The 24,914-nt window shown below is 68.8% G+C and carries 29 protein-coding genes; 28 read left to right on the top strand and 1 reads right to left on the bottom strand.

All coding sequences use genetic code 11. From position 1 onward, the window contains the following. The first annotated feature begins 92 nt into the window (after positions 1–92). On the top strand, positions 93–578 hold the full coding sequence (locus L0976_RS18205; RefSeq protein ID WP_203318264.1) for a YcgN family cysteine cluster protein: 486 nt from the start codon (positions 93–95) through the stop codon (positions 576–578). Between the two features lie 97 nt (positions 579–675). Here the strand turns inward: L0976_RS18205 and L0976_RS18200 are convergent, their stop codons facing one another. After that, positions 676–1,008, bottom strand: a complete 333-nt coding sequence (locus L0976_RS18200) for an MmcQ/YjbR family DNA-binding protein (protein WP_234188678.1) — start codon at positions 1,006–1,008, stop codon at positions 676–678. A gap of 349 nt (positions 1,009–1,357) precedes the next feature. Between L0976_RS18200 and L0976_RS18195 the strand changes: the two genes are divergently transcribed. The 27 genes from L0976_RS18195 to L0976_RS18065 all read left to right on the top strand — a co-directional run bounded on the left by L0976_RS18195 (position 1,358) and on the right by L0976_RS18065 (position 24,887). After that, a complete protein-coding gene (locus L0976_RS18195; RefSeq protein WP_234188676.1) occupies positions 1,358–1,891 on the top strand; it encodes a hypothetical protein in 534 nt (177 codons plus the stop codon). Between the two features lie 442 nt (positions 1,892–2,333). Further along, positions 2,334–3,560, top strand: coding sequence for a DNA-packaging protein (locus L0976_RS18190; protein WP_370643711.1), 1,227 nt, complete (start codon positions 2,334–2,336; stop codon positions 3,558–3,560). Further along, a complete protein-coding gene (locus L0976_RS18185; protein ID WP_234188706.1) occupies positions 3,557–4,195 on the top strand; it encodes a hypothetical protein in 639 nt (212 codons plus the stop codon). Before L0976_RS18190 ends, L0976_RS18185 begins: the two co-directional genes overlap by 4 nt. Before the next feature lie 241 nt (positions 4,196–4,436). After that, a complete protein-coding gene (locus L0976_RS18180; RefSeq protein ID WP_234188675.1) occupies positions 4,437–5,570 on the top strand; it encodes a phage portal protein in 1,134 nt (377 codons plus the stop codon). A 405-nt stretch (positions 5,571–5,975) separates the two neighbouring features. Then, on the top strand, positions 5,976–6,284 hold the full coding sequence (locus L0976_RS18175; protein WP_234188674.1) for a DUF6107 family protein: 309 nt from the start codon (positions 5,976–5,978) through the stop codon (positions 6,282–6,284). A gap of 87 nt (positions 6,285–6,371) precedes the next feature. After that, positions 6,372–6,929, top strand: coding sequence for an HK97 family phage prohead protease (locus tag L0976_RS18170; RefSeq protein ID WP_234188673.1), 558 nt, complete (start codon positions 6,372–6,374; stop codon positions 6,927–6,929). Positions 6,930–6,944: 15 nt separating this feature from the next. Then, on the top strand, positions 6,945–8,195 hold the full coding sequence (locus L0976_RS18165) for a phage major capsid protein (RefSeq protein WP_234188672.1): 1,251 nt from the start codon (positions 6,945–6,947) through the stop codon (positions 8,193–8,195). A 265-nt stretch (positions 8,196–8,460) separates the two neighbouring features. Then, a complete protein-coding gene (locus tag L0976_RS18160; protein WP_234188671.1) occupies positions 8,461–9,030 on the top strand; it encodes a head-tail connector protein in 570 nt (189 codons plus the stop codon). Then, entirely contained in the window at positions 9,030–9,362 is a 333-nt protein-coding gene (locus L0976_RS18155; protein ID WP_234188670.1) for a phage head closure protein, read from the top strand. Before L0976_RS18160 ends, L0976_RS18155 begins: the two co-directional genes overlap by 1 nt. Beyond that, the gene (locus L0976_RS18150; protein WP_234188669.1) at positions 9,359–9,766 is read left to right on the top strand and encodes a DUF3168 domain-containing protein; all 408 of its coding nucleotides are present in this window, start codon (positions 9,359–9,361) and stop codon (positions 9,764–9,766) included. The genes L0976_RS18155 and L0976_RS18150 overlap by 4 nt, the downstream gene beginning before the upstream one ends. Positions 9,767–9,793: 27 nt before the next feature. Next, complete coding sequence (locus tag L0976_RS18145) at positions 9,794–10,201, top strand: phage major tail protein, TP901-1 family (RefSeq protein WP_234188668.1); 408 nt, start codon at positions 9,794–9,796, stop codon at positions 10,199–10,201. Then, complete coding sequence (locus L0976_RS18140; protein ID WP_203318275.1) at positions 10,201–10,557, top strand: gene transfer agent family protein; 357 nt, start codon at positions 10,201–10,203, stop codon at positions 10,555–10,557. The genes L0976_RS18145 and L0976_RS18140 overlap by 1 nt, the downstream gene beginning before the upstream one ends. Further along, the gene (locus L0976_RS18135) at positions 10,554–10,757 is read left to right on the top strand and encodes a rcc01693 family protein (RefSeq protein WP_255696061.1); all 204 of its coding nucleotides are present in this window, start codon (positions 10,554–10,556) and stop codon (positions 10,755–10,757) included. The genes L0976_RS18140 and L0976_RS18135 overlap by 4 nt, the downstream gene beginning before the upstream one ends. A 3-nt stretch (positions 10,758–10,760) precedes the next feature. Then, on the top strand, positions 10,761–11,300 hold the full coding sequence (locus L0976_RS18130) for a phage tail tape measure protein (RefSeq protein ID WP_234188666.1): 540 nt from the start codon (positions 10,761–10,763) through the stop codon (positions 11,298–11,300). A 418-nt stretch (positions 11,301–11,718) separates the two neighbouring features. Further along, positions 11,719–12,354, top strand: coding sequence for a DUF2460 domain-containing protein (locus tag L0976_RS18125; protein ID WP_234188665.1), 636 nt, complete (start codon positions 11,719–11,721; stop codon positions 12,352–12,354). After that, a complete protein-coding gene (locus L0976_RS18120; protein WP_234188664.1) occupies positions 12,351–13,235 on the top strand; it encodes a DUF2163 domain-containing protein in 885 nt (294 codons plus the stop codon). The genes L0976_RS18125 and L0976_RS18120 overlap by 4 nt, the downstream gene beginning before the upstream one ends. Continuing rightward, complete coding sequence (locus L0976_RS18115) at positions 13,228–13,668, top strand: NlpC/P60 family protein (RefSeq protein ID WP_234188663.1); 441 nt, start codon at positions 13,228–13,230, stop codon at positions 13,666–13,668. Before L0976_RS18120 ends, L0976_RS18115 begins: the two co-directional genes overlap by 8 nt. Positions 13,669–13,671: 3 nt before the next feature. Continuing rightward, positions 13,672–17,511: a glycoside hydrolase/phage tail family protein gene (locus tag L0976_RS18110; protein WP_234188661.1), complete on the top strand. Its 3,840-nt coding sequence runs from the start codon at positions 13,672–13,674 to the stop codon at positions 17,509–17,511. A gap of 14 nt (positions 17,512–17,525) precedes the next feature. Further along, positions 17,526–17,732, top strand: a complete 207-nt coding sequence (locus tag L0976_RS18105) for a hypothetical protein (RefSeq protein ID WP_203318282.1) — start codon at positions 17,526–17,528, stop codon at positions 17,730–17,732. Positions 17,733–17,824: 92 nt separating this feature from the next. Beyond that, on the top strand, positions 17,825–18,076 hold the full coding sequence (locus tag L0976_RS18100) for a hypothetical protein (RefSeq protein WP_234188660.1): 252 nt from the start codon (positions 17,825–17,827) through the stop codon (positions 18,074–18,076). 51 nt (positions 18,077–18,127) lie between these two features. Continuing rightward, positions 18,128–18,799, top strand: coding sequence for a response regulator transcription factor (locus L0976_RS18095; RefSeq protein WP_234188659.1), 672 nt, complete (start codon positions 18,128–18,130; stop codon positions 18,797–18,799). Continuing rightward, positions 18,789–20,207, top strand: coding sequence for a HAMP domain-containing sensor histidine kinase (locus L0976_RS18090; protein WP_234188658.1), 1,419 nt, complete (start codon positions 18,789–18,791; stop codon positions 20,205–20,207). Before L0976_RS18095 ends, L0976_RS18090 begins: the two co-directional genes overlap by 11 nt. 109 nt (positions 20,208–20,316) lie before the next feature. Continuing rightward, entirely contained in the window at positions 20,317–20,748 is a 432-nt protein-coding gene (locus L0976_RS18085; protein WP_203318285.1) for a hypothetical protein, read from the top strand. Between the two features lie 95 nt (positions 20,749–20,843). Further along, complete coding sequence (gene ccmI / locus L0976_RS18080; RefSeq protein ID WP_234188657.1) at positions 20,844–22,004, top strand: c-type cytochrome biogenesis protein CcmI; 1,161 nt, start codon at positions 20,844–20,846, stop codon at positions 22,002–22,004. Next, positions 22,001–22,450 (top strand): cytochrome c maturation protein CcmE, encoded by a 450-nt coding sequence (ccmE, locus tag L0976_RS18075; RefSeq protein ID WP_203318287.1) that lies wholly within the window; start codon positions 22,001–22,003, stop codon positions 22,448–22,450. The genes ccmI and ccmE overlap by 4 nt, the downstream gene beginning before the upstream one ends. Continuing rightward, positions 22,447–24,432, top strand: coding sequence for a heme lyase CcmF/NrfE family subunit (locus L0976_RS18070; protein WP_203318288.1), 1,986 nt, complete (start codon positions 22,447–22,449; stop codon positions 24,430–24,432). The genes ccmE and L0976_RS18070 overlap by 4 nt, the downstream gene beginning before the upstream one ends. Continuing rightward, entirely contained in the window at positions 24,429–24,887 is a 459-nt protein-coding gene (locus L0976_RS18065) for a cytochrome c-type biogenesis protein (protein WP_234188655.1), read from the top strand. Before L0976_RS18070 ends, L0976_RS18065 begins: the two co-directional genes overlap by 4 nt. Positions 24,888–24,914: the final 27 nt, after the last annotated feature.

The following is a 24,914-nucleotide window of genomic DNA, read 5'->3' as shown; positions in this document are numbered from 1 at the left end:
CAGCCTTTTGAAGACAACAGAACGGATTTTGCGGGGAAGGGCGCGGGGGCAAGGGCCTTGACCTTTGGCCGCAAGGGGTTCAGGGGTCGGACATGACGACCAAGACTGCGCAAAAGCCCGGCGACCTGCCGTTCTGGAAGACCAAGACGCTTGCCGAGATGAACGACGCGGAGTGGGAGAGCCTGTGCGACGGCTGCGGGCTCTGTTGCCTCAACAAGCTGGAGGACTGGGACACCGGCGAGATCGCCTGGACCTCCATCCGCTGCGTGCTGCTCGACGGGGAGAGCTGTCGCTGCTCGGACTACGAGAACCGGCAGGCGACCGTGCCCGATTGCATCCGCCTGACGGTGGAGACCGTCTCGAAGATCTCCTGGCTGCCGCCGACCTGTGGCTACCGCCTCGTCCGCGACGGCCACGACCTCTACTGGTGGCACCCGCTCGTCTCCGGCGATCCCGACACCGTGCACCAGGCCGGCATTTCCGCGCGCGGGCGCACCGTCAGCGAGGAGGGCCTCGATATCGACGACTACGAGGATTACCTCGTCACGTGGCCGCTCGAAGTGGGCGAGGGGAAGTAGCCGCCCCAGGAGCGTTTTTTCTTTTCTCCGGATCGTGAAAGACGCTCCATCTCCTTGTTTCCACGCACTTGCGGATGCAAGCCGCCGCGCATTTTGCCTAGTGAAGGCTGGCGGCGGCGAGCTTCTTCGGCGCGACATTGCGCCAGGCGGTGCCGATCAGCGCGCGCACCCGCTCGCCGTCCGCATCGTCGAAATAGAGCGAGGTCCAGCCCTTCTGTCCCCAGCCGCCGGGCACCGGCGCGCAGAGGCCGGGATCGGTCTCCAGCACCAGCGATTGCTGGTCCCGCGTGAACTTCAGGACCGCGCGGCCGGGCTCGGGCAGGGTCATGAACACCTTCTCGCCCACCCGGAAGTCCCGCTTCCCGAAATGGGTGCTTTCCCGCGCTCCTGGCATGCCGAGCGCCATCGTGATGAGGTCGTCGGATATCATGGCTAAAGGATAGCACCGAACGGCCCCCTGGAAAAGTTTTCGGCCAAAATAGGAAAATAGTCCTTGACGGCGTCACGGTCGTTTGCTAGGGTTATGTCATGGTCGGAAAGGTGCGGGCGGCGGGTTCGCCGGGCTTTCCGGAGGCTGAAGGTTCGGCGATGGCCGCCCGCGGCCGGCCAGGACAGTTCCGCCACGGCGCGTTGCGCTTCTGGAATTGTACAGAAACCCTGGTGATGGGGCATGTCCGCTTTCGGAGAGAGGCGGGGGTGCCCGGATGAGATTTTGGCAGGCGCTCGTTCCTTTCGGACCGGGCGCCTTTTCATTTTCGGGCCTTGCGATGAAAACGGATATGACGATCGATCCCGACTTTTACGGCATCCTGCCGGAATGGGCGGTCTATGACGGGCTTTCGGCAAAGGGCGCGGGCTTCGAGAGCGGCGCTGCGCCGGTGCTGGACACCAAGGCGGAAGCGCCGGGCGATGCCTTCCTCGACATGCAGGCCATGCTTCTCGAAATGACCAAGGAGCTGCGCGAGCGCTTCCAGCGCTTCCAGAGCCAGAAGGTGCTGGCCGAGCGCGATGCGGACGATGCCGGCGACGAGGCTGCGCGCAAGCTGGCCCAGACCGACGCCAAGGCGGCCATCGAGGCCGTCTCGCTGATCGTGCGCACGCTGGAGAAGATCGACAGCCTGCAACGCACGCTGATCGCCGGTCGCACCGAGGCGGAAGCCGGCGGAGAGGACGACGAGGCGGCGCTGATCGAAGAATTCGACCGGCTCGTTGAACAGCGCGTGAAGGAGCGGATGGATGCCGCGAAAGAGGAATGGATGCGGGAAACCGGGGCTTGCGGCGATGCTGCCGCGGCCATGGAAGGCGGGCCGTAGGGAACGGCTGGCCTGCCGGGCGGCGCGCAAGAAACTGGACAGGACTGTGAAGGCGGCGGCCGCGGGCTTGAGGATGATCGAGGAACGGCGGGCGGCACTGGCGGAAGCGGGCGATGCGCTGGAGGCGGGGCTGGGGCGGCGAGGTGCGGTCGGTGACGACTGCCCCTCATCTACTCGCCCGGATGTTCTCCCGGCAGATGACAGGACTGGCATGGACGGGACTCGGCCGTTGCCGCCCTCCCTTCTCCCCTCGGGGAGAAGGTGGCCCGAAGGGTCGGATGAGGGGGGAACTCGGAACGGCACGTCGGCTTCTTATCCGCGGCAGCCCCCTCATCCGCCTGCCGGCACCTTCTCCCCGAGGGGAGAAGGGAGCCTGCCGCCACCGTCTTGCTCTGGAGAGGCTGCGCACGCGGCGGAATCGACATCGACGCCCGCCAAACAACTGGTCCCCAACTCCCTGCACCAGCTCCGCGGCTGGCACTTCACCTGCCGCACCGCACAGACACCCCCGCCGGGTGACTGGCGGGTCTGGCTGCTGATGGGCGGGCGCGGCTCGGGCAAGACGCGGGCGGGCGCCGAATGGGTGCATGCGCTGGCGCTGGCGCGGCCGGAAAGCCGCATCGCGCTGGTGGCCGAGACGCTCGGCGATGCGCGCGAGGTGATGATCGACGGCGTGTCGGGCATTTGCCGCATCGCGCGGCGCTTGCGGCCGGACTTCGAGGCCTCGCGCCGCCGGCTCGTCTGGCCGAACGGGTCTATCGGGCAGATCTTCTCGTCGGAGGACCCGGAGAGTTTGCGCGGGCCGCAGTTCCATTTCGGCTGGTGCGACGAGCTCGGCAAATGGAAGCACGCGCAGGAGACCTGGGACATGCTGCAATTCGGCCTGCGCCTCGGCGACGATCCGCGCGTGCTGGTGACGACGACGCCGCGCCCGGTGCCGCTGCTGCGGGCGCTGGCCGCCGATCCGGCGACGGCGGTGCGGCGCATCGCGACCGCCGACAATGCGAAGAACCTCTCGCCGGGTTTCCTTTCCGCCATGGCCGACCGCTACGGCGGCACGCGGCTCGGGCGGCAGGAGCTCGACGGCGAGCTGATCGCCGACCGCGAGGACGCGCTGTGGACGAGGGCGCGGCTGGAGGCGATCCGCCTGCGCCAGCCGGGACCGCTGTCGCGCATCGTCGTGGCGGTCGATCCGCCGGCGACGGCGTCAGTGGCTTCGGTCTGCGGCATCGTCGTCGCGGGACTGGATGGCAGCGGACGCGCGGTGGTGCTGGCCGACGGATCGGTGACGGGCGCGAGCCCGGCGGGCTGGGCGGGCGCGGTGGTGCGTGCCTTCCGGCGCTTCGACGCCGACCGGGTGGTGGCCGAGGTGAACCAGGGCGGCGACATGGTGACGGCGATGCTGAAGAGCGTCGACGCCAACCTGCCTGTTGCGACGGTGCGGGCGACGCGTGGGAAATTCCTGCGCGCCGAGCCGGTGGCGGCGCTCTACGAGCAGGGGCGCGTCGCCCATGCCGGCGCCTTCGCCGAGCTGGAGGACCAGATGTGCGATTTCGGCCCGGACGGGCTTTCCTCCGGCCGCTCGCCGGACCGGCTCGACGCGCTCGTCTGGGCGCTGACGGCTCTGGTGATCGACCGGCAGGGCGAGCCGCGGGTACGAGGGATCTGACGATGGCTATCGACCGCAAGGTCTTTTTCGACGGCGTGCGCGGGGCGCTCTACGGCGGGCGCCTGGCACGGGGGCAGGTGGGCGGCATGACGGCGCTCCTCGACCGCTTCGAGCGGGGCGGCGAGACGGACGACCGCCGCTTCCTCGCCTATATGCTGGCGACGGCCCATCACGAGACGGGCGGGCGCATGCAGCCTGTGCGCGAGACCTTCGCCGCGACGGACGCGGCGGCCATCGCCAATCTCGACCGGGCCTTTGCGGAGGGGCGGTTGCCGCAGGTCTTCGCGCCCTATTGGCGGCGGGACGCGGACGGTAGGAGCTGGCTCGGGCGCGGGCTGGTGCAGATCACCCACAGGCGGAACTACGAGCGGCTTTCGGCGCTGACGGGTATCGACCTCGTCGCGCGGCCGGGGCGGGCGATGGAGCTGGCGGTGTCGGTGGAGATCCTGTTCGCGGGCATGCTGCAGGGCGCCTTCACGGGGCGGCGGCTGGCGGATCATTTTCCCGGCAGCGGTTCGGACTGGGTAGGCGCGCGGCGGATCGTCAACGGGCTGGACCGGGCGGAACGGGTTGCCTTGTATGGACAGGCGTTTTTGGCGGCGCTGGGCGGGGAGGAGGGCAAGACCCCTCCCTAAATCCCTCCCCACGAGGGGGAGGGACTTAACCTGCCGCATCCTTTGCATTCCATTTCGAACGATGAGCAAGCCTCCTTCTTCTCCCCCCTTTGTGGGGGAGATGCCGGCAGGCAGAGGGGGTGGCGCCGCGAAGCAGGGGCATTGCCCGCTGCATTCCATTTTGCACGGTGAGCAAGCTCGCCGCCTTCTCCCCGCTTGGGGCAGATACCGGTAATCACGAACCGACACGATCGAGGACATCATGAAACTGCCATCCTTCCTCACGCGCCGCCGCCAGGCGGCGGAAACCAAGGCGTCGGGCTTCTTCACGCTGACCGCGGAGGGCCGGGCGCACTGGTCGAGCCGGTCCTATGCCTCGCTGTCGCGCGAGGGCTTCATGAAGAACCCGGTGGCGCACCGGGCGGTGCGCATGATCGCCGAGGCGGCGGCTTCGGTGCCGTGGCTCGCCTATCAGGGCGAGGCGGAGCGGCCGGAGGATTTTCGGCTTGCGCTGCTTTCCCGGCCGAACGGGCGCATGGCGGGGACGGATTTCTTCGAGACTCTGTACGGGCATCTCCTGCTGTCAGGCAACGCCTTCGTCGAGGGCGTGCAGGTGGGCGAGGAGTTGCGCGAGCTGCATCTGCTGCGGCCCGACCGGATGCGCATTATCGAGGGGCGGGACGGCTGGCCGGAGGCCTATGAGTATCGCACCGGCAATCATGTGCGCCGGCATGCTGCGGGCGAGGGGCAGGCGATCCTGCATCTGAGGCTCTTCCACCCGCTCGACGACCAGCTCGGCTTCGCCCCGCTGGAGGCGGCGTCCATGGCGCTCGACCTCTCCAATGCGGCGGCGATCTGGAACAAGGCGCTGCTCGACAATTCGGCGCGCCCCTCCGGCGCGCTCGTCTACCAGCCGAAGGAGGGCGGAAACCTTTCGCCCGACCAGTACGACCGGCTGAAGAGCGAGCTGGAGGAGGGCTATTCCGGCGCAGCGCGCGCCGGCCGGCCGATGCTGCTGGAAGGCGGGCTCGACTGGAAGGCGATGGGCCTTTCGCCGCGCGAGATGGATTTCGTGGAGGCGAAGAACGGCGCGGCGCGCGACATCGCGCTCGCCTTCGGCGTGCCGCCCATGCTGATCGGCATTCCGGGCGATGCGACCTATGCCAACTACCAGGAGGCCAACCGCGCCTTCTGGCGGCTGACCGTGCTGCCGCTCGTCAGCCGCACGGCGGCGTCCTTCGCGGTGTGGTTTTCCGAGGAGGGGGACGGGCTGCGACTGGTGCCGGACCTCGACCAGGTGAGCGGGCTCGTGGCGGAACGCTCCGAGCTCTGGGCGCGGGTGGGCACGGCGGGGTTCTTGACGGACGAGGAGAAGCGGCGGGCGGTGGGGTATTGAGGGTTGGGGGTGCCGCTTCACCCCCCTCTGCCCTGCCGGGCATCTCCCCCACAAGGGGGGAGATCGGCAAGGGGCAAACGCCTTGCTCAATCGGCAACGCTGGCGTTAGGCGAGACGGCGCTCCATCCAATCTCCCCCCTTGTGGGGGAGATGCCCGGCAGGGCAGAGGGGGGTGAAGCAACCTCCCGGGCCGACAATTCTGCAGGAAAAGCAGACGCTTGATCTGAAGAAGATGACTCTCTTTCCCGTTTTCCGGGCCCAACCCTTGAAAGCGCTGAATCGGATTTCGAGGAAAGCGCCGTAAGGGATTCGAAAGATTCGAGGATTGCCGGTGTCGGCTCTGCGCGAGCCGGCGCGCCTTTGGCCGTCCTGCCGGATTTCCATAACAATATGAGAGGCTTGACAATGGCTGACATCGGAAACGACGGCGGGCTTTGGACGGCCCGGCTCGTCGGCGCGTCCGCGGGCGCGGCCGTTTCGCTCATCTATCTCCTGCCGAGAAGCCGCCGCGAGGCGGGGTGCCGCTTCCTCACCGGGCTTGCCTGCGGGCTCGTCTTCGGCGGGCCGGCGGGGCTGTGGATCGCGGTCCGGCTCGGCATCGCGGGCTATCTCGGGCCGGCGGAGGTGCTGCTGACCGGCTCGGCGGCCGCCAGCCTTTCGGCCTGGTGGGGGCTCGGCGTGCTGGCGCGGCTGGCGGAGAAGATGAGGCAGTAGCCAATAGGCAATAGGCAGTAGGGGGGCGGCTTTGTCGGGAACCCTACTGCCGACTGCCTAACCCCTAATTCCTTCCAGGAGAGACCAATGACAACCGACGACCTGCCGGTCTGGCGGACGAAGAAATATGCCGATCTGACGCTTGCGGGCGTTTCCGGCGACGGGGTGTTTTCCGGCTATGCCAGCCTCTTCGGCGAGGTGGACCTCGGCAAGGATGCGATTGCGCCCGGCGCCTTCGTGCAGTCGCTGCGAAAGCGCGGCGCCTCGGGCGTGCGCATGCTGTTCCAGCACGATCCGGCCGAGCCCATCGGCCGCTGGCGCACCATCCGCGAGGACGAGCGCGGACTTTATGTCGAGGGCGTGCTTTCGCCCGGCGTCGCCCGGGCGCGCGAGGTGCTGCAGCTCATGAAATCGGGCGCGCTCGACGGGCTGTCCATCGGCTTCCAGACGGTGCGCTCCAGGACCGACCGGGGCAGCGGCGTGCGCCGCATCTTGGAGGCGGACCTGTGGGAGATCTCGATCGTCACCTTTCCCATGCTGCCCTCGGCGCGGGTGTCGAACGTGAAGAATGCGCGGTGGTTCCGCGACCGGGAAACGGAGCTCGTGCGCACCATGCGCCGGGCGGCCCGGATCATGAAACGCTAACAGGAGAGACCAGGCATGACGCAGACGACGAAGACCGCGCCGGAAACCAAGGCCGTGCCGGAAACGATGACCGCCGCCTTCGACGACTTCATGGAGGCTTTCGAGGCCTTCAAGGAGACGAACGACCGCAGGCTCGGCGAGATCGAGCAGAAGCTGACCGCCGACGTGGTGACGCGCGACAAGGTGGACCGCATCAACCGCGCCATGGACGAGCACAAGCGCGTGCTCGACGGGCTGGCGCTGAAGAAGGCGCGCCCGGCGCTCGGCGGGGCCGGTGAGGGCTCGCCCGAGGCCGCCGAGCACAAGGCGGCCTTCTCCGCCTATATGCGCCGGGGCGACGAGAGCGCGCTTCGTTCGCTGGAGGGCAAGGCCATGTCGGTCGGCTCGGCGGCGGACGGCGGCTATCTCGTGCCGCCGGAGACGGATACCGAGATCGGCCGTCGGCTTTCCGCCGCCTCGCCGATCCGGGCGCTGGCGACGGTGCGGCAGGTCTCCGGTGCGGTGCTGAAGAAGCCCTTCGCGACCTCCGGCATGGCCTGCGGCTGGGTGGCGGAGACGGCCTCGCGGCCGCAGACCAACGCGGCGCAGCTCGCCGAGCTCTCCTTCCCGACCATGGAACTCTACGCCATGCCGGCGGCGACGGCGGCGCTGCTCGACGATGCGGCGGTGGACGTGGAAAGCTGGATCGCCTCGGAGGTCGACATCGTCTTCGGCGAGCAGGAGGGCACGGCCTTCGTCTCCGGCGACGGCACCAACAAGCCGAAGGGGTTTCTCAGCTACACCAATGTCGCCGACAGCGGCTGGAGCTGGGGCAATATCGGCTATATCGCCACGGGCGCGGCCGGCGCCTTCAAGGCGAGCGGGCCGTCCGACACGCTGATCGACACGATCTATGCGCTGAAGGCGGGGCACCGGCAGAACGCCAGCTTCGTCATGAACCGCAAGACGCAGAGCGCCATCCGCAAGTTCAAGGATGCGGACGGCAACTACCTCTGGCGCCCGCCGGCAACGCCGGGCCAGGCGGCCTCGCTGATGGGCTTTGCCATCGCCGAGGCCGAGGACATGCCTGATGTGGCGGCCGACAGCGTCTCCATCGCCTTCGGCGATTTCCGCGCCGGCTATCTCGTCGTCGACCGCACGGGCGTGCGCGTGCTGCGCGATCCCTATTCCGCCAAGCCCTACGTGCTGTTCTACACGACCAAGCGCGTCGGCGGCGGGGTGCAGAACTTCGAGGCGATCAAGCTGGTGAAGTTCGCGGCGAGCTGAGCCGCGGGCGCAAGCTTTTGCGCTCCCTCTCCTCGCTTGCGGGGTGAGGGTCGGGGTGAGGGGCGACCCGGCTCGGGGCCTTGCCGTGGATCGCCCCTCATCCGCCTGCCGTCCCCATCTCCCCGCGAGCGGGGAGATGGGATCGCGGGGCGACGGTTTCTTTTCACAATTTCCCTCGCACCGGCGGGCGTTCCCTGCCGCCGGTGCCGCGGGCGCGGTTTTCCTCCCGGCCGCGCCCGCATTTCCTCCATCAGACAGGATTGCCATGACCATTGCCGAACTCTTGCCGCCGGCCGTGGAGCCGGTCACGCTCGCCGAGGTGAAGGCGCATCTGCGCCTCGATACGGACGACGAGGATGCGCTGCTTTCGGCGCTGGTCCGCACGGCGCGCCAATATATGGAGGCCGAGACGGGGCTTTGCCTGATCGTGCGGCTGCTGCGGCTCTATCTCGACGACTGGCCGGAGGGCAGGGTGATTCAGATTGCCAGGGGGCCGGTGCAAGCCATTGAAATGCTGACGGTCTACGATGATTTCGGTGCGCCGGTCGACGTGAATGCGGCCGGCTATGTCCTCGACGGCGCGGCGCGGCCGGCGCGGCTCATCCTGCCCGAACGGCCGGCGACGGCGCGGGCGATGAACGGCATCGAGATCGATTTCACCGCCGGCTTCGGCGAGAGCGGCGCGGATGTGCCGGATACGTTGAAGCGGGCGCTGCTGCTGCATGTCGCCGCCATGTTCGAGCTGCGCGGCGTGCTTGCCGTCGAGGATCAGCCTGGGGCGGTGCCGGAGGGTTACGACCGGCTCGTCTCGCCATATCGGCTCAGGAGGCTGTGATGGCAAGGACGCTCGATCCCGGCCGGCTGAAGGCCCGCCTCGTGCTGGAGCGGCCGGAGGAAGTACCGGACGGACAGGGCGGCGCGACGGTGGGCTTTGCCACTGTCGCGACGCTCTGGGCTTCCATCGAGCCCGTCGCCATGCGGGCCGAGGAGGCGGCGGGAACGTTGCCTGTGACGGTGACGCACCGCATCCGGCTGCGCCGGCGCGATGACCTTGCCGGCGGCATGCGGCTGCGCAAGGGCGCGCGGCTTTTCGCGATCCGCGCCTTCCGCGATCCCGACGAGACGGGGCGCTACACGCTCTGCGACTGCGAGGAGATCAAGCCATGAGCGCGGCTTCCACCCTGCAGAAGGCCATTTTCGCCCGTCTCTCGGGCGATGCGGCGCTGGTGTCGCTGGTCGGCGCGGCGGGCATCACCGACAGGCGGCTTGCCGAACCGGCTACGCCGCTGCTGGTGATCGCCGGCATCGACAGCACGGACCATTCGACCGCCACCGAGGCGGGCGAGGACCATGTCGTGACGCTGGAGGCCTGGTCGGAGGCGGCGGGGCACCGGCAGGCGCAGGCGATTGCCGCCGCCGTCCGCGCGGCGCTGCACGATGCGCCGCTGGTTCTGGCCGGCCATCACCTCGTGCTGATCTTCCATCTTGACACGCGCCTGCGGCGTGACGGCAAGTCCCGCTTCCACCGCGCGGAAATGCGGTTCCGCGCGGTGACGGAGCCGGATGCCTGACATCTCTTTCACGGAAAGGACCTAGCCATGGTGGCACAGAAGGGGCGGGACCTCCTGCTCAAGATCGATGACGGGGCGGGCTTTGCGACGGTCGCGGGGCTGCGCTCGAAGCGCTTGTCCTTCAACGCCGCGCTCGTCGACGTGACGGATGCGGAATCGGCGGGGCGCTGGCGCGAACTGCTCGGCGGGGCGGGCGTGCAGCGCGCGGCGCTCTCCGGCAGCGGCATCTTCAAGGACCAGGCGTCCGATGCGCTGGTGCGTTCGCTGTTCTTCGCCGGCACCATTGCCGGCTGGCAGATCGTCATTCCGGATTTCGGCACCGTCGCGGGGCCGTTCCAGATTGCTTCGCTCGAATATTCCGGCGCGCATGACGGCGAGGTGCTGTTCGAGATCGCGTTGGAATCGGCCGGCGCGCTGACCTTCGGGGCGCTCTGATGGGCGCGCGGGCGAACCGGCATCGCGGCGAGATCGAAGCCTGCCTCGACGGCGAGACGCGCGTGCTGTGCCTGACGCTCGGCGCGCTGGCGGAACTGGAGACGGCCTTTGCCGTCGATAGCCTGACGGGGCTGGCCGAGCGATTTTCCAGCGGCCGGCTGAAGGCGGAGGATCTCATCCGCATCATCGGCGCGGGCCTTCGCGGCGGCGGCAACCTCTTCAGCGACGAGGACGTGGCGGCGATGGCGGTGGCGGAAGGGCTGGCGGGCTTCGCCCGCATCGCCGCCGACTTGTTGCAGGCGACGTTCGGCGGCGGCGGGCCTGCGGAAAACCCTCCGCGGCCGCATCCGGCCTGAGCGGCGAGGCGCCTGCCTTCCCCTGGGAGGCGGTGCTTCATGCCGGGCTCTGCCGGATGCGGCTTCCCGCAAGCGATTTCTGGGCAATGACGCCGCGCGAACTCGGCTTCGCGCTCGGCCTGCTGCGGCCCTCGGCCGGCACGCCCGGCCGGGCGGGGCTTACGGCGCTGATGCGGGCCTTTCCCGACAAGAAGGAGTGAACCATGGCCGACAGGAACGACACCCCGCTTTCCGCCACGCGGACGGAGGCCGAGGCGCTTTCCACCGTCTTCGACGACCTGGAGGCGCGCTCGCGCTCCTTCGGCTTCGCGCTCACCAATGCGCTGAAGGGCGCGGTGGTGGACGGCAAGGGGCTGGAGAGCGTGCTGCGCGGGCTGGCGCTGCGCATGAGCGATATCGCGCTTTCGGTGGGCATGAAGCCGCTGGAAGGGCTGCTGAGCTCCGGCATTTCCAGCCTGCTCGGCGGCGTCACGCCGTTCGCCAAGGGGGGCGTCGTGTCCTCGCCGACCTATTTCGGCAGCGGCGGCGGGCTCGGGCTGATGGGCGAGGCGGGGGCGGAAGCGATCCTGCCGCTCAGGCGGGGGCCGGACGGGGCGCTGGGCGTTGCAACGGACGGCGGGGGCGGCGGGTCGCGCATCGTCTTCAACGTGACCACGCCGGACGCGGCGAGCTTCCGCAAGTCCGAGGGGCAGATCGCCGCCATGCTGACCCGCGCGGTGGGGCGGGGGCAGCGGAGTTTGTAAGCGGCGCTTGCGGCTTGGGGCTGCCCCTCATCCCGCTGCCGCGACCCTTTCCCCGCAGGCGGGGAGAAGGGGAGGATGCTTCGGTTTCCCGAGGCGATGAACGTAGGCGGGTGGGGAGCGCTTGCTTCTTTGCATGCGGCGGTTTTCGCAAATCCGAAGGGTGGATCGCTGCGGTGCTTAATCGTGCGAGGGCAGCGGCGTTGCTGATGGCGTGGGGCGGTGCACTCCCTCATCCGGCTGCCGCCACCTTCTCCCCGAGGGGAGAAGGGGATGTTGCACCCGGTTTCCTTCAGGCTCGTGCGACGCGTGTGGTCGAAAGCGTCGCCTCCTTCCCTTCTCCCCAGCGGGGAGAAGGTGGCGGCAGCCGGATGAGGGGGCTTCTCGCCGGGCGGGTAACTGAATTTTCGAGGATGAAGACATGGCAGGATTTCATGAGGTGCGGTTTCCGCTGCGGGTGGCGCTCGGCACCAGCGGCGGGCCGGTGCGGCGGACGGATATCGTCAGCCTTTCCAACGGGCGGGAGAACCGCAACCGCCGCTGGCAGGATGCGCGGCGGCGCTACGATGCGGGCTCGGGCGTGCGCTCGGTCGACGACCTTTACGCCGTTCTCGCCTTCTTCGAGGCGCGGGCGGGGCAGTTCTACGGCTTCCGCTTCCGCGATCCGGTGGACCACAAGTCCTGCGAGCCTGGCGCGGTCGTCAGCGCCATGGACCAGTTCCTCGGCACCGCGGACGGGACGATGGCGAAGTTTGAGCTCGTCAAGCGCTATGCGGATGCGGGCGGCGAAACGGTGCGCCGGATCGACAAGCCGGCGACCGGCACGGTGACGGTCGCGGTGGCGGGCAGTCCGGTGCCGGCGGCGGATTATACGGTGGACTACACGGCCGGGACGATCACCTTCAAGCCGGGCAAGGTGCCGCTCACGGGCACGGTGCGGGCGGGCTTCGAATTCGACGTGCCGGTGCGCTTCGACACGGACCGGATCGACATCGACCTCGGGCAGTTCGACGCGGGGCGCATTCCCTCCATCCCGCTCGTGGAGATCAAGCCATGAGGGAGATACCGGCAGGGCTGCAGGCCCATCTCGACGGCGAGGCGACGACGCTCTGCAACGCCTGGCGCGTCACCCGGCGCGACGGCCTGGTGATGGGCTTCACCGACCACGACCGCGACCTTTCCTTCGGCGGGCTCGCCTATCTTGCCGCCAGCGGCTTCGAGGCGAGCGAGACGGAGGACGGCAACGGGCTTTCGGCCGAGGGCGGCGACGTCTCGGGGGGCTTTTCCGCCGACGCCATCCGTGCCGAGGACCTTTCGGCAGGGCGCTACGACGGCGCGAAGGTGGAGGTCTTCACGGTCAACTGGCAGGACCCGTCGCAGCGGCTGCTGCTGCGCACCGCAGAGCTTGGCGAGGTGCGGCGCGAGGGCGGGCTTTTCCGCGTCGAGCTTCGGCGGCTGGCGCACCGGCTCGACCAGATGCGCGGGCGCATCTATGCCCGCCAGTGCGATGCCGTGTTCGGCGGTGCGCGCTGCGGCATGGACCTTGCGGCCTACAAAGCGATAGCGACGGTGACGGCGGTGCGCGACGACATGCATGTCGAGGTCAGCGGGCTTTCCGGCTTTGCGGAGCGCTTCTTCCGCTATGGCGTGCTGTCCTTCACCAGCGGCGCGGCGAAGGGGCTTTCGGCCGATGTCGAGGACCATCGCCGGCTGGAGGGCGCGGACGAACTGACGCTGTGGCTGCCGATGGCGGCGGAGATCGCCGTCGGCGACACGCTGGAGGTGACGGCGGGCTGCGACAAGCGCTTTTCCACCTGCAAGGCGAAATTCGGCAACGGCCTCAATTTCCAGGGTTTCCCGCATATTCCCGGCAGCGATTTCAGCTACGGCTATGCCGACGGCGAGACCGTGCATGACGGGAGCCCGCTCTATGACTGAGGTCTTCCAGGAAAGGATCGTCGCCGTCGCGCGGACCTTCATCGGTACGCCCTACCGGCATCAGGGGTCGCTCAAGGGCGTCGGCTGCGATTGCCTTGGGCTGATCCGCGGCGTCTGGCGCGAGCTCTACGGCGCGGAGCCGGAAGTGCCGGCGCCCTATGCGCCGGACTGGGCGGAGCGGACGGGCAGGGAGCGGCTGCTGGAGGCGGCGGCGCGCCATTGCGGGGCGGCGCTGCCTCTGGCGGACCTGCGCCCCGGCGACCTCCTCGTCTTCCGCTGGCAGGACGGCATGGCGGCAAAGCATGCCGGCATCGCCACGCCGGGGGATCGCTTCATCCATGCCTACGAGCAGGCGGCGGTGCTGGAATCGCCGCTCGTTCCCGCCTGGCGCCGGCGCATCGCCGGCGTCTTCCGTTTTCCGGAGACCTTCTGATCCATGGCGACACTTCTTCTCCAGGCCGCGGGCGCGGCGCTCGGCAGCGTTTTCGGTCCCGTTGGCGCCATCGTCGGCCGGGCCGTCGGGGCGCTGGCCGGCTCCGTGGTCGACCGCTCGCTCATCAATGGGAGCCGGACCTATTCCGGCCCGCGGCTTGCCGATGCGCGCGTGCCGGGCGCGGAAGAGGGCACGGCGATCAGCTGCGTCTACGGCACGGCGCGCGTCGGCGGCACGCTGATCTGGGCGACGCGCTTCGAGGAGCAGGTGATCGTCCAGCGCCAGGGCGGCAAGGCGAGCGGGCCGCGCACGCAGACCTACCGCTACTTCGCCAATTTCGCGGTCGGCATCTGCGAGGGGCCGATCGCCTCCATCCGCCGCATCTGGGCGGACGGGCGCGAGGTCGACCTTTCGGCGCTCTCCGTGCGCGTTTATACCGGCACGCCCGACCAGCCGCCCGATCCGCTGATCGAGGCCAAGCAGGGGGCGGGCAACGCCCCGGCCTATCGGGGGCTTGCCTATGTCGTGCTGGAGCGCTTTCCGCTCGACGTCTACGGCAACCGCATTCCCATCCTGCATTTCGAGGTGGTCAAGCCCGTCGGCACGCTGGAGAAGAAGATCCGCGCCGTGACGGTCATTCCCGGCGCGACGGAGCATGGCTACGATCCGCAGCTCGTCACCGAGCGCTTCGCCGCCGGCTCAGCCCGCCACCTCAACCGCAACATGGTGCTCGCCGCGACCGACTGGCACGCGGCGATCAACGACCTGCAGAGCCTCTGCCCGAACCTCGAACGCGTCGCGCTCGTCGTCTCCTGGTTCGGCACCGACCTTCGGGCAGGCCAGTGCAAGATGGTGCCGGGCGTCGAGGTGCGCACGCGCGGCACGGAGACGCGGGCCTGGCGCGTGGCGGGCGTTTCGCGCGCGGGCGCCTATCTCGTCAGCCGCAACGGCGGTTCGGCGGCCTATGGAGGCACGCCCTCGGATGCGAGCGTCATCGCGGCGATCCGCGACCTCAAGGCGCGCGGGCTGGAGGTCTATCTCTATCCCTTCCTGATGATGGACATACCGGAGGGTAACGCCCTGCCGGACCCCTATGGCGGAACCGGGCAGGCGGCCTATCCCTGGCGCGGGCGCATCACCTGCCATCCGCCCTCGGCCGACCGCACGGGCGCGGCGCGCACGCAGGTCGCCGCCTTCCTCGGCAATGCCCAGCGGGCGCATTTCTCCGTCTCGGGCGGAAACATCGTCGCGCCTTCCGCCGACCAGGGCTTCCGGCGGATGATCCTGCATCATGCGCTGCTGGCGGAAGCGGCGGGCGGCGTCGATGGCTTTCTGATCGGCACGGAGATGCGCGGCCTCACCTGCCTGCGCGACGGGGACGGACGCTTTCCCTTCGTCGAGGGGCTCTGCACCCTTGCGGCCGACGTGCGCACGATCGTGCGCGCCGGCACGAAGATCACCTATGCGGCGGACTGGAGCGAATATTTCGGCTACCAGCCGGCCGATGGCAGCGGCGAGGTGCGCTATCATCTCGACACGCTCTGGGCGCATCCGGCGATCGACGCCGTGGGCATCGACAACTACATGCCGCTGGCCGACTGGCAGGACGGCGACACGCTCGCCGGCAACCCGGACGGTTTCCGCCATGGCGAGGACATGGCTGGCATGGCCGGCATGATCGCCGGCGGCGAGGGCTTCGACTGGTATTATGCCGATGATGCCGACCGCAAGGCGCGCATCCGCCGGCCGATCAGCGACGGGGCGGCGGGAAAGCCCTGGACCTTCCGCTACAAGGACATCGCGGGCTGGTGGGCGAACCCGCACTACGAGCGCGGGCCGGGCGGGGCGGAACTGCCGACGCCGACCGCCTGGGTGCCGCGCGGCAAGCCCGTCTGGTTCACCGAGCTCGGCTGCCCGGCCATCGACAAGGGCGCCAACCAGCCGCAGACCTTCCTCGACCCTAAGAGCGTCGAGAACACGCTGCCGCACCATTCGGGCGGGGCGCGCAGCGATTCCATGCAGCGCCGCTTCCTCGACGCCCATCACGACTGGTGGCAGGGCGCGGGGCCGGAAGCGGGCATGGTCGATCCCGGCCGCATGTTCCTGTGGACCTGGGACGCGCGACCCTATCCGGCCTTTCCGGAAAACACCGCGCTCTGGACCGACGGCATTAACTGGCAGCGCGGGCACTGGCTGAACGGCCGGCTCGGCGCGGGCACCGTCGCCGACGTCATCGCCGCCATCCTGACCGACAACGGCTTTGCCGATTTCGACGTTTCGGGCGTGGTGGGCGACCTGCCGGGCCTCGTGCAGGGCGAGCAGGCCTCGGCGCGCGGGCTGATCGAGCCGCTGATGGAAGCCTTCCAGATCGACGCGCTGGAGGCGAACGGCAGGCTCACCTTCCGCTCGCGGCTGAAATCCGCCCTGCCGGCGACCCGGCTTAACGTGCTGGCCGAACGGCCGGACGAGGCGCTTTTCGAGGAGACGCGCGGCCATATCAGCGATCTGGCCGGCGAGGCGATCCTCGACCATTTCGACGAGACGAGCGCCCATCCGCGCGTCACCACGCGCTCTCGGCGCATGGCGGGCGATACGGACCGGGTGCTGCGCATCTCGCTGCCGGCCGTGCTGCATGCGGGGGCGGCGACGACGAGCGTGGAAACCGCGCTGCGCGACCATCGCTCCGGCCAGCGCCGCGTCACCTTCCGCCTGCCGCCCACGGCGCTCGGCTTCACGCCCGGCGACGTGGTGCGGCTCGCCGAGGGGCCTTCCGGGCGCTTCCTCATCACCGGCATCACCGACGGCCTCGTGCGCGAGGTGGAGGCGCGGGGGCTGGCGGCGGGGGAGAGCGCGGCGCCGCTGGTGGTCGGCGGCGGCAGCAAGCCGGTCAACGGGGCGGGACCGGCGGATGCCTTCTCGCCCGTCATCGCCTTTCTCGACCTGCCGGTCCTCGGCTCGGGCGAGGCGCAGGATTTCGCCTCCATCGCCGCCTATGCGCGGCCGTGGCGCTCCATGGTCGTCTCCAGCTCGGAAACCAGCGAGGGCTACCGCATCCGCGTCCGCCTCGACCGGCCGGCGCGGATCGGCGAGCTGGCCGAGCCGCTGGCGGCGGGCGTCGTTGGGCGTTTCGACCCGGACCGGGCGATCCTTCTCGACCTGCCCACGGGCGGGCTCTCCTCCGTGGACACGGTGAGCGTGCTGAACGGCGGCAACCGCCTCGCCGTCGAGGGCGCAAACGGCGCGTGGGAGATCGTCGCCTTCCGCACGGCGAGCGAGATCGCGCCGGGCCGCTGGCGGCTGACGGGGCTGCTGCGCGCGCTTTGCGGCACGGAGGACGCCATGGTGTCCGGCCATGCCGAAGGGGCGCAGGTCGTTGTGCTCGACGATGCCGTGCGCCCGCTCGGCCTCGACGTGGAGGAGATCGGGCGGCTCTCGAACTGGATCGTCGATGCTGTCGGCGTTTCCGAAGGGCAGGTCGGGCCGTTCGCCTTTGCCGGTGGACAGCGGGCCTTGACGCCGCTTTCGCCCGTGCACCTTCGCGGCCGGCGCGGGCTCGACGGGGTGGCGCGCTTCTCATGGATACGGCGCGGGCGGATCGATTCGGATAGCTGGCTCGCCGCCGAAATCCCGCTCGACGAGCCGGCCGAGGCCTACCGGCTCGACATTCTCTCGGGCGGAACGGTGCTGCGCAGCGTCGAGACCCCGGTCCCCGCCTACACCTATCCGGCCGCCGACGAACTGGCCGATTTCGGCGCGCCGCAGGGCGCGCTCACCATCCGCGTGCGCCAGCTCGGCCGCGCGGTGCCGCTCGGCCTGCCGGCCGCGGCGACCTTGACCCTCTAGCGAAGGAGAACACCATGAACGACGTGAAAGCCTGGTATCAGTCCCGCACCGTGTGGGGCGCCCTGATCGCGATCCTCGCCTCGCTGGCCCATGCGATCGGCGTCGAGGTGACGGCCGGCGACCAGGCCGAGCTCGCCGATCTCCTCGTCGCGGCGGTGGGCGCGGCCGGCGGCCTCATGGCCCTGGTCGGCCGCATTTCGGCGAGCCGGCGCGTGAAGTAAGACGGCGCTGCGTGCCGTCCGGCATTCATTTGCCATTCAGCGTGGATCGTTTATTGCTTGCATCACAATGATCCGCATCTGAAAGTATGTTCATGGCTTCGCCACTTCTCATATCCGCGCTTGCGGCCAGCCTGATGCTCCCGGCGCCCGTCGAAACGGGCGGGGTGCGGGGCCTCGTCGAGGTGGGCGGCGACTGCAGCAATGCGGCCGCGCAGGTGGTGGCCCAGACCGGCGGCGAGCTTCTGTCCGCCAAGCCGGATGGCGATAGCTGCGTGGTGACCGTGCTGGTGCCCGGCAATGGCAATGCCCGCCCGCGCAAGGTGACGGTGCGCGTGCCGATGTAAGGGCCGCCGGGCCGCCCGGCCCGGCGATGGAATGGAGACGGGGACGACGCGATGCGCATTCTGGTGGTCGAGGACGACGTCAACCTGAGCCGGCAGCTCAGCGAGGCGCTGAAGGAATCGGGCTACGTGGTGGACCAGGCCTTCGACGGCGAGGAAGGCCACTATCTCGGCGATACCGAGCCCTATGACGCCATCATCCTCGACATCGGCCTGCCGGAGATGGACGGCATCACCGTCCTCGAAAAATGGCGTGCGGACGGCAAGTCCATGCCCGTCCTCCTCCTGACGGCCCGCGACCGCTGGAGCGACAAGGTCGCCGGCATCGACGCCGGGGCCGACGACTACGTGGCAAAACCCTTCCATGTCGAGGAGGTGCTGGCGCGCATCCGCGCCCTCATCCGCCGCGCGGCCGGCCACGCCAGCCCCGACATCGTCTGCGGCCCCGTCCGTCTCGATACCAAGGGCTCCAAGGCGACCGTCAACGGCGAGACGCTCAAGCTCACCTCGCACGAATATCGCCTGCTCTCCTACCTCATGCATCACATGGGCGAGGTCGTCTCGCGCACCGAGCTGGTCGAACACATGTACGATCAGGATTTCGACCGCGATTCCAACACGATCGAAGTGTTCGTCGGGCGCCTGCGCAAGAAGATCGGCGTCGACCTGATCGAGACCGTGCGCGGCCTCGGCTACCGGATGCAAGCCCCCGCCAATGGCAAATAACGCCAGGCGCTCCCGCTCGCTCACCTTCCGCGTCCTCTTCCTCGCCTCCCTCTGGGCCGCGGTGGCGCTCGTCGTCATCGCCGTCGTCATCTCCACGCTCTACAGGCAGAGCGCGGAGAAGAGTTTTCGCGATCTCCTGCGCGCCCAGCTCTACAACGTCATCAATTCGGTTTCGGCGAGCGAGAACACCCGGCTTGCCGGCACGCCGCAGCTCGGGGACCTGCGCTTCTTCCAGCCGAAGTCCGGCTGGTACTGGATCGTCGAGCCGATCGGCGGCTCGCTGGAGGGCGAGGCGCTGACCTCTTCCTCGCTCGGCACCGGCAGCATTCCGATTCCCGATACGGACAGCATTCCCTTCGATACGCGCTACGAGCGCTTCTACACCACGGTCGATTCCTTCGGGAACGAGGTGGAGGTGGGCGAGACGGAGGTGGTGCTCGACGACGAGGGGCGGACGGCCCGCTTCCGCGTGGTGGGCAACCGCGACGTGCTGGAAGACGACATCACCGAATTCTCCTCCAGCCTCTACCTGGCGCTCGCCGGCTTCGGCGTCGGCAGCCTCCTGCTCAACGCGGCGGCGATCCTGATCGGCCTCAAGCCGCTCGACCGGGCGCGCAAGGCGCTGGAAAAGATCCGCGCCGGCGAAAGCGAACAGCTCGACGGCGAATTTCCCCGGGAGATCCTGCCTTTGGCGAGCGAGGTGAATGCGCTGATCGACAGCAACCGGCGCATCGTCGAGCGCGCCCGCATGCAGGTCGGCAACCTTGCGCATTCGCTGAAGACGCCGATCGCCGTGCTGCTCAACGAGGCCCGCCTGCTCGCCGCCCCCCAGGGCGACCTCGTGCGCACCCAGGCCGAGGCCATGCAGGACCAGGTGCAATCCTACCTCAACCGCGCCCGCATCGCCGCCCAGCGCGAATCGGTGCTGGCGCGCACCGAGACGCAGCCCGTCATGGAACGGCTGGTGCGCGTGATGCGGCGGCTGAACGCCGACATGCAGTTTCCGCTGACGGTCGATCCGCCGGGGCTCGTCCTGGCGATGGAACAGCAGGACGTCGAGGAAACCGTCGGCAACCTCTTGGAAAACGCCGCGCGGTACGCCCGCACGTCGGTCGCCGTTCGCGTCACCCCGGCGCCGCCCGACATGCGCGGCACCGACGACGCGCGCAAGAGCTGGATCCTGATCGAGGTCGAGGACGACGGGCCGGGCCTCGAGCCGGATCAGATCCGCGAGGCGATGAAGCGGGGAAAGCGTCTCGACGAAAGCAAGCCGGGCACCGGCCTCGGCCTTTCCATCGTCAGCGAGATCACCTCGGAATACCAGGGGACCTTCGGGCTTTCGCGCGGGCCGGGCGGCGGGCTTCTGGCACGTCTCGTCCTGCCGGCGGTCACAAAGGATGTTGCCTGAGGCGGCGGACAATGCAACAAGGGAAGGGCTCGCGATAATGAGGATCGCGGATGCGGATGGTTATGGCGCGGCTTGCCGCCCCTTGCGTTTAGAGAGACGGTCCCAGCGGATGAAGACGGGTTTGCGCGGCGCCTTTTTCCCCCTGCTTCTGGCAACAGCGACGGTTTCGGGATGCACGACCACATCGGGCGGCAAGGGCATGGCCGGCGGCGTGCTGCCGTCCGGCTCGCGTGCGGCCGTCTACATAACGGCGCTGCAGGGCGGCCTCGTGAGCCGCAATACGGCGGCGCAGCTTTCCAGGGCGGACATGCAGCGGGCGCTGGAAGCCGAATATCGCGCGCTGGAAGCCGCGCCCGGCGGCCAGCCGGTCGTCTGGCAGGGCAAGGGCGTCACCGGATCGGTCGTCGCGGCCGCGCCCTACCAGGTCGGCTCGCAGAATTGCCGGCAGTACAGCCACACGCTGACGGTCGAGGGACGCGACACCACGACCCGCGGTGCCGCCTGCCGCAACGCGGACGGCGCCTGGGCGCCGCTTTCCTGACGAAACAGCCCACACTTGCGGCGAAACGCCTCAATTTTGCGTCATCGCGCCAAGGGGAATTGGAAACGGCGGGACGTTCCAGTATTTGAACGGTCATGTTCTTCTGGATTCTCGTCGCCATACTGACGGCCGCCGTCGCCGTCGTCCTGCTCCTTCCGCTGCTGCGGCGCCCTCCTGCGGCCGCGGGCGACACCGGCCACGATGTGGAGGTCTACCGCGACCAGCTCGAGGAGCTGAAGCGCGACGAGGCGTCGGGCCTCATCGGCACCAATGAGGCCGAGCTTGCCCGCGCGGAAGTCGCGCGCCGGCTGATCGCCGCCAGCAATGCCGAAAAGAACGAGCGCGCAAGCCCGGCGAGCCGTCGCAACCGGCTGGCGCAGGCCTTCGTGATCGTGCTCCCGCCCGCCATCGGGCTCTGTCTTTATCTTGCGACCGGCCGGCCGGATCTTCCGGCCCAGCCGCTCGCCGAGCGCCTTGCCAATCCCGGAACCGACATCAGCATCCTCATCGCGCGGGCGGAGAACCACCTGGCGCAGAATCCGGACGACGGGGAGGGCTGGGATCTTCTCGCGCCGATCTACTATCGCAACGGCCGGATGGAGGATGCGGCGAACGCCTACGCCCAGGCCATCCGCATTCTCGGCCCGACCACGGACCGTCTCGACGGCCAGGCGGAAACGCAGATCGCTCTGGCGAACGGCATCATCACCGCGGATGCCCGAAAGCTCCTGGAACAGTCCCTCGCACTACAGCCGGGCAATCCGCGCGCCGGCTACTATCTGGCGCTGGCTTTGGAGCAGGAAGGCAAGCCGGAGGAGGCCCGGGCAGCCTTCGAGGCGCTGGTTCAGAAAGCGCCGGCCGATGCCCCCTGGCTGCCGCTCGTCAAGGAGCACATCGCAGCCCTTTCGCAAGGGCAGGGCAGCGTTGCGCAAGGGCAGGGCAGCGTTGCGGCGGGCCAGCTCGGCAATCCGACGGCGGACGACGTGGCGGCCGCCCAGGACATGTCGGCCGGCGACCGCCGGCAGATGATCGGCGGCATGGTCGAGAGCCTTGCGGAAAAGCTTGCGGAAAATCCCGACAATTTCGAAGGGTGGATGCGCATCATCCGCTCCTATGTTGTGCTGGATCAAAGGCCGAAGGCCGAAGCGGCGCTAAAGACGGCCCTGGAAACCTTCCCGGCCGGCAGCGAGAACGGAAAGCAGCTTCTGGCGCTGGCACGGGATCTGTCGATTTCGGTTGAGGACAGCGGACAATGACACGCAAGCAGAAACGTCTGGCAGTGATCGGCGGCGGCATCGCCTTTCTCGTGGCGGCAGTGCTGCTCGTCATGTTTGCCTTCAGCCAGTCGATCGCCTATTTCTATGTGCCGACGGACCTTGCCAAGGCCAATGTCGAGCCGGGCACGCGCATCCGCCTCGGCGGACTGGTCGAGGCCGGCACCGTCAAGCGCGGCGAGGGGTCGACCGTGACCTTCACCGTGACCGACACGCTCGCCACGGTGCCGGTGACCTATACGGGCATCCTGCCTGACCTCTTCCGCGAGGGGCAGGGGGTGGTGGCCGAGGGCGCTTTCGGCTCGAATGGCCTCTTCGTCGCCGATACGGTGCTCGCCAAGCATGACGAGACCTACATGCCCAAGGACGTGGCGGACCGGCTGCAGGCGCAGGGCGTCGAACTCTCCGGCAAGGAAACGATCAAATGATCATCGAGCTTGGCCATTATGCCCTCGTCCTGGCGCTGGCGACCGTCATCGTCCAGTTCGTCCTGCCGCTGGTCGGCACGATCCGGGGCGACCGCGCGCTGATGGCCGTGGCTCCCGCCGCGGCCCTCGCCGGTTTCATGCTCGTGCTCTTCTCCTTCTCGGTGCTGACCTTCGCCTATGTCGTCTCCGACTTCTCGGTCGTCAACGTCGTGGAGAATTCGCACTCGCTGAAGCCGATGATCTACAAGATCTCGGGCGTGTGGGGGAACCACGAGGGCTCGATGATGCTCTGGCTCCTCATCCTCGTCTTCTTCAGCGCGCTCGTCGCGACCTTCGGCGTCAATCTCCCCGAGCGGCTGCGCGCGAACGTGCTGGCTGTGCAGGGCCTCATTTCGGTGGCCTTCGCGCTCTTCATCCTGCTGACATCCAATCCGTTCCTGCGCCTTTCGCCGGCGCCGGCCGAGGGGCGCGACCTCAATCCGGTGCTGCAGGACATCGGCCTCGCCATCCATCCGCCGCTGCTCTATCTCGGCTATGTCGGCTTCTCCGTCTGTTTCTCCTTTGCCATCGCGGCGCTGATCGACGGGCGGATCGACGCCGCCTGGGCGCGCTGGGTGCGGCCCTGGGCGCTCGCCGCCTGGGCCTTCCTCACCGCCGGCATCGCCATGGGCTCCTACTGGGCCTATTACGAGCTCGGCTGGGGCGGCTGGTGGTTCTGGGATCCGGTGGAGAACGCCTCCTTCATCCCGTGGCTCGCCGGCACGGCGCTGCTGCATTCCGCCATCGTCATGGAAAAGCGCGAGGCGCTGAAGATCTGGACCGTGCTGCTGGCGATCCTCACCTTCTCCATGTCGCTGCTCGGCACCTTCCTGGTGCGCTCGGGCGTGCTGACCTCGGTGCATGCCTTCGCGACCGACCCGACGCGCGGCGTCTTCATCCTCGGCATCCTCGTCTTCTTCATCGGCGGCGCGCTGTCGCTCTTCGCCTTCCGCGCCGCGACGCTCAAGGCCGGCGGCCTCTTCGCGCCGATCTCGCGCGAGGGGGCGCTCGTCCTCAACAACCTCATCCTGACGACGGCCGCCGCGACGGTGCTGACGGGCACCCTCTATCCGCTGGTGCTGGAGGCATTGACGGGCGAGAAGATCTCGGTCGGCCCTCCCTTCTTCAACCTCACCTTCGGCCTCCTGATGCTGCCGCTGCTGCTGGCCGTGCCCTTCGGGCCGCTGCTCGCCTGGAAGCGGGGCGATGTTCTCGCCGCCGGCCAGCGCCTCTTCGCGGCGGTCGGCGTCGGCCTCGTGATAGCGGCGGTCGTGGTCTACCTGCACGGCGGCGGGCCGCTGCTTGCCTATTTCGGCATCGCCATCGGCTTCTACATGATCGCCGGCGCGATCACCGATCTCTGGCTGCGCGCCGGCATCGGCAAGGTGGCGGGCAATGTCGCCTTCCGCCGCTTCGTCGGCCTGCCGGGCTCGGCCTTCGGCACGGCGCTCGCCCATATCGGCATCGGCGTCACGGTCATCGGCATCATCGCGGTCACGGCCTTCGAGACCGAGCACGTCGTGGAAATGAAGCCCGGCATGCAGGTCGAGGCGGGCGGCTACACCCTGACCTTCGACGGCATGCGCCGCGGACAGGGGCCGAACTATTCCGAGGAATCCGGCCACTTCACCGTGGCGCGGGGCGGCGTGATCGTCGACGAGGTCTGGTCGTCGAAGCGGCTCTATAGCGCGCGCCGCATGCCGACGACAGAGGCGGGCATCCGCACCTTCGGCCTCAGCCAGCTCTATGTCTCGCTCGGTGATCCGATGGCCGGCGGCGGGATCGTCGTGCGCGTCTGGTGGAAGCCGATGATCCTGTGCATCTGGATCGGCGCGCTGATCATGATGGCGGGCGGGGCCGTCTCCCTGTTCGACCGGCGCCTGCGCGTCGGGGCGCCGCAGAAGCTGCGCAGGGCAAAGCCCGTTCTGGAGGCGGCGGAATGATGCGCCGCCTGCTTCTCGCCGTCGCCTTCCTCCTGGCCGCCATCCCGGCCTTCGCCGTCAACCCGGACGAAGTGCTCTCCGATCCGGCCCTTGAAGCGCGCGCACGCGCGCTTTCGGCGCAGTTGCGCTGCATGGTCTGCCAGAATCAGTCGATCGACGATTCCAATGCCGAGCTTGCCCGCGACCTGCGCCTGCTCGTGCGCGAGCGGCTGAAGAACGGCGACAGCGACGAAGCGGTGATCGACTACGTGGTGTCCCGCTACGGCGAATTCGTGCTGCTGAACCCGCGCGTGCGCGGCGAAACGCTGCTTTTGTGGGGTGCGCCGCTGGTGCTTTTCCTCGCCGGCGCCTCGGCGATGATCCTCTTCGTGCGCAAGCGCGGCGGCAGGCCGACGGGCACGCCGCTTTCCGAGGCGGAGAAGGCGGAGCTGGAGCGCGCCCTGAAGCGCGACTAGCGCTTGCCGCCGGGAATTTTCCAACAT

It is taken from the genome of Shinella sp. NM-101 (assembly GCF_021401195.1).
Lineage (GTDB): Bacteria > Pseudomonadota > Alphaproteobacteria > Rhizobiales > Rhizobiaceae > Shinella.
This window is presented reverse-complemented; position numbering and strand designations above follow the sequence as displayed.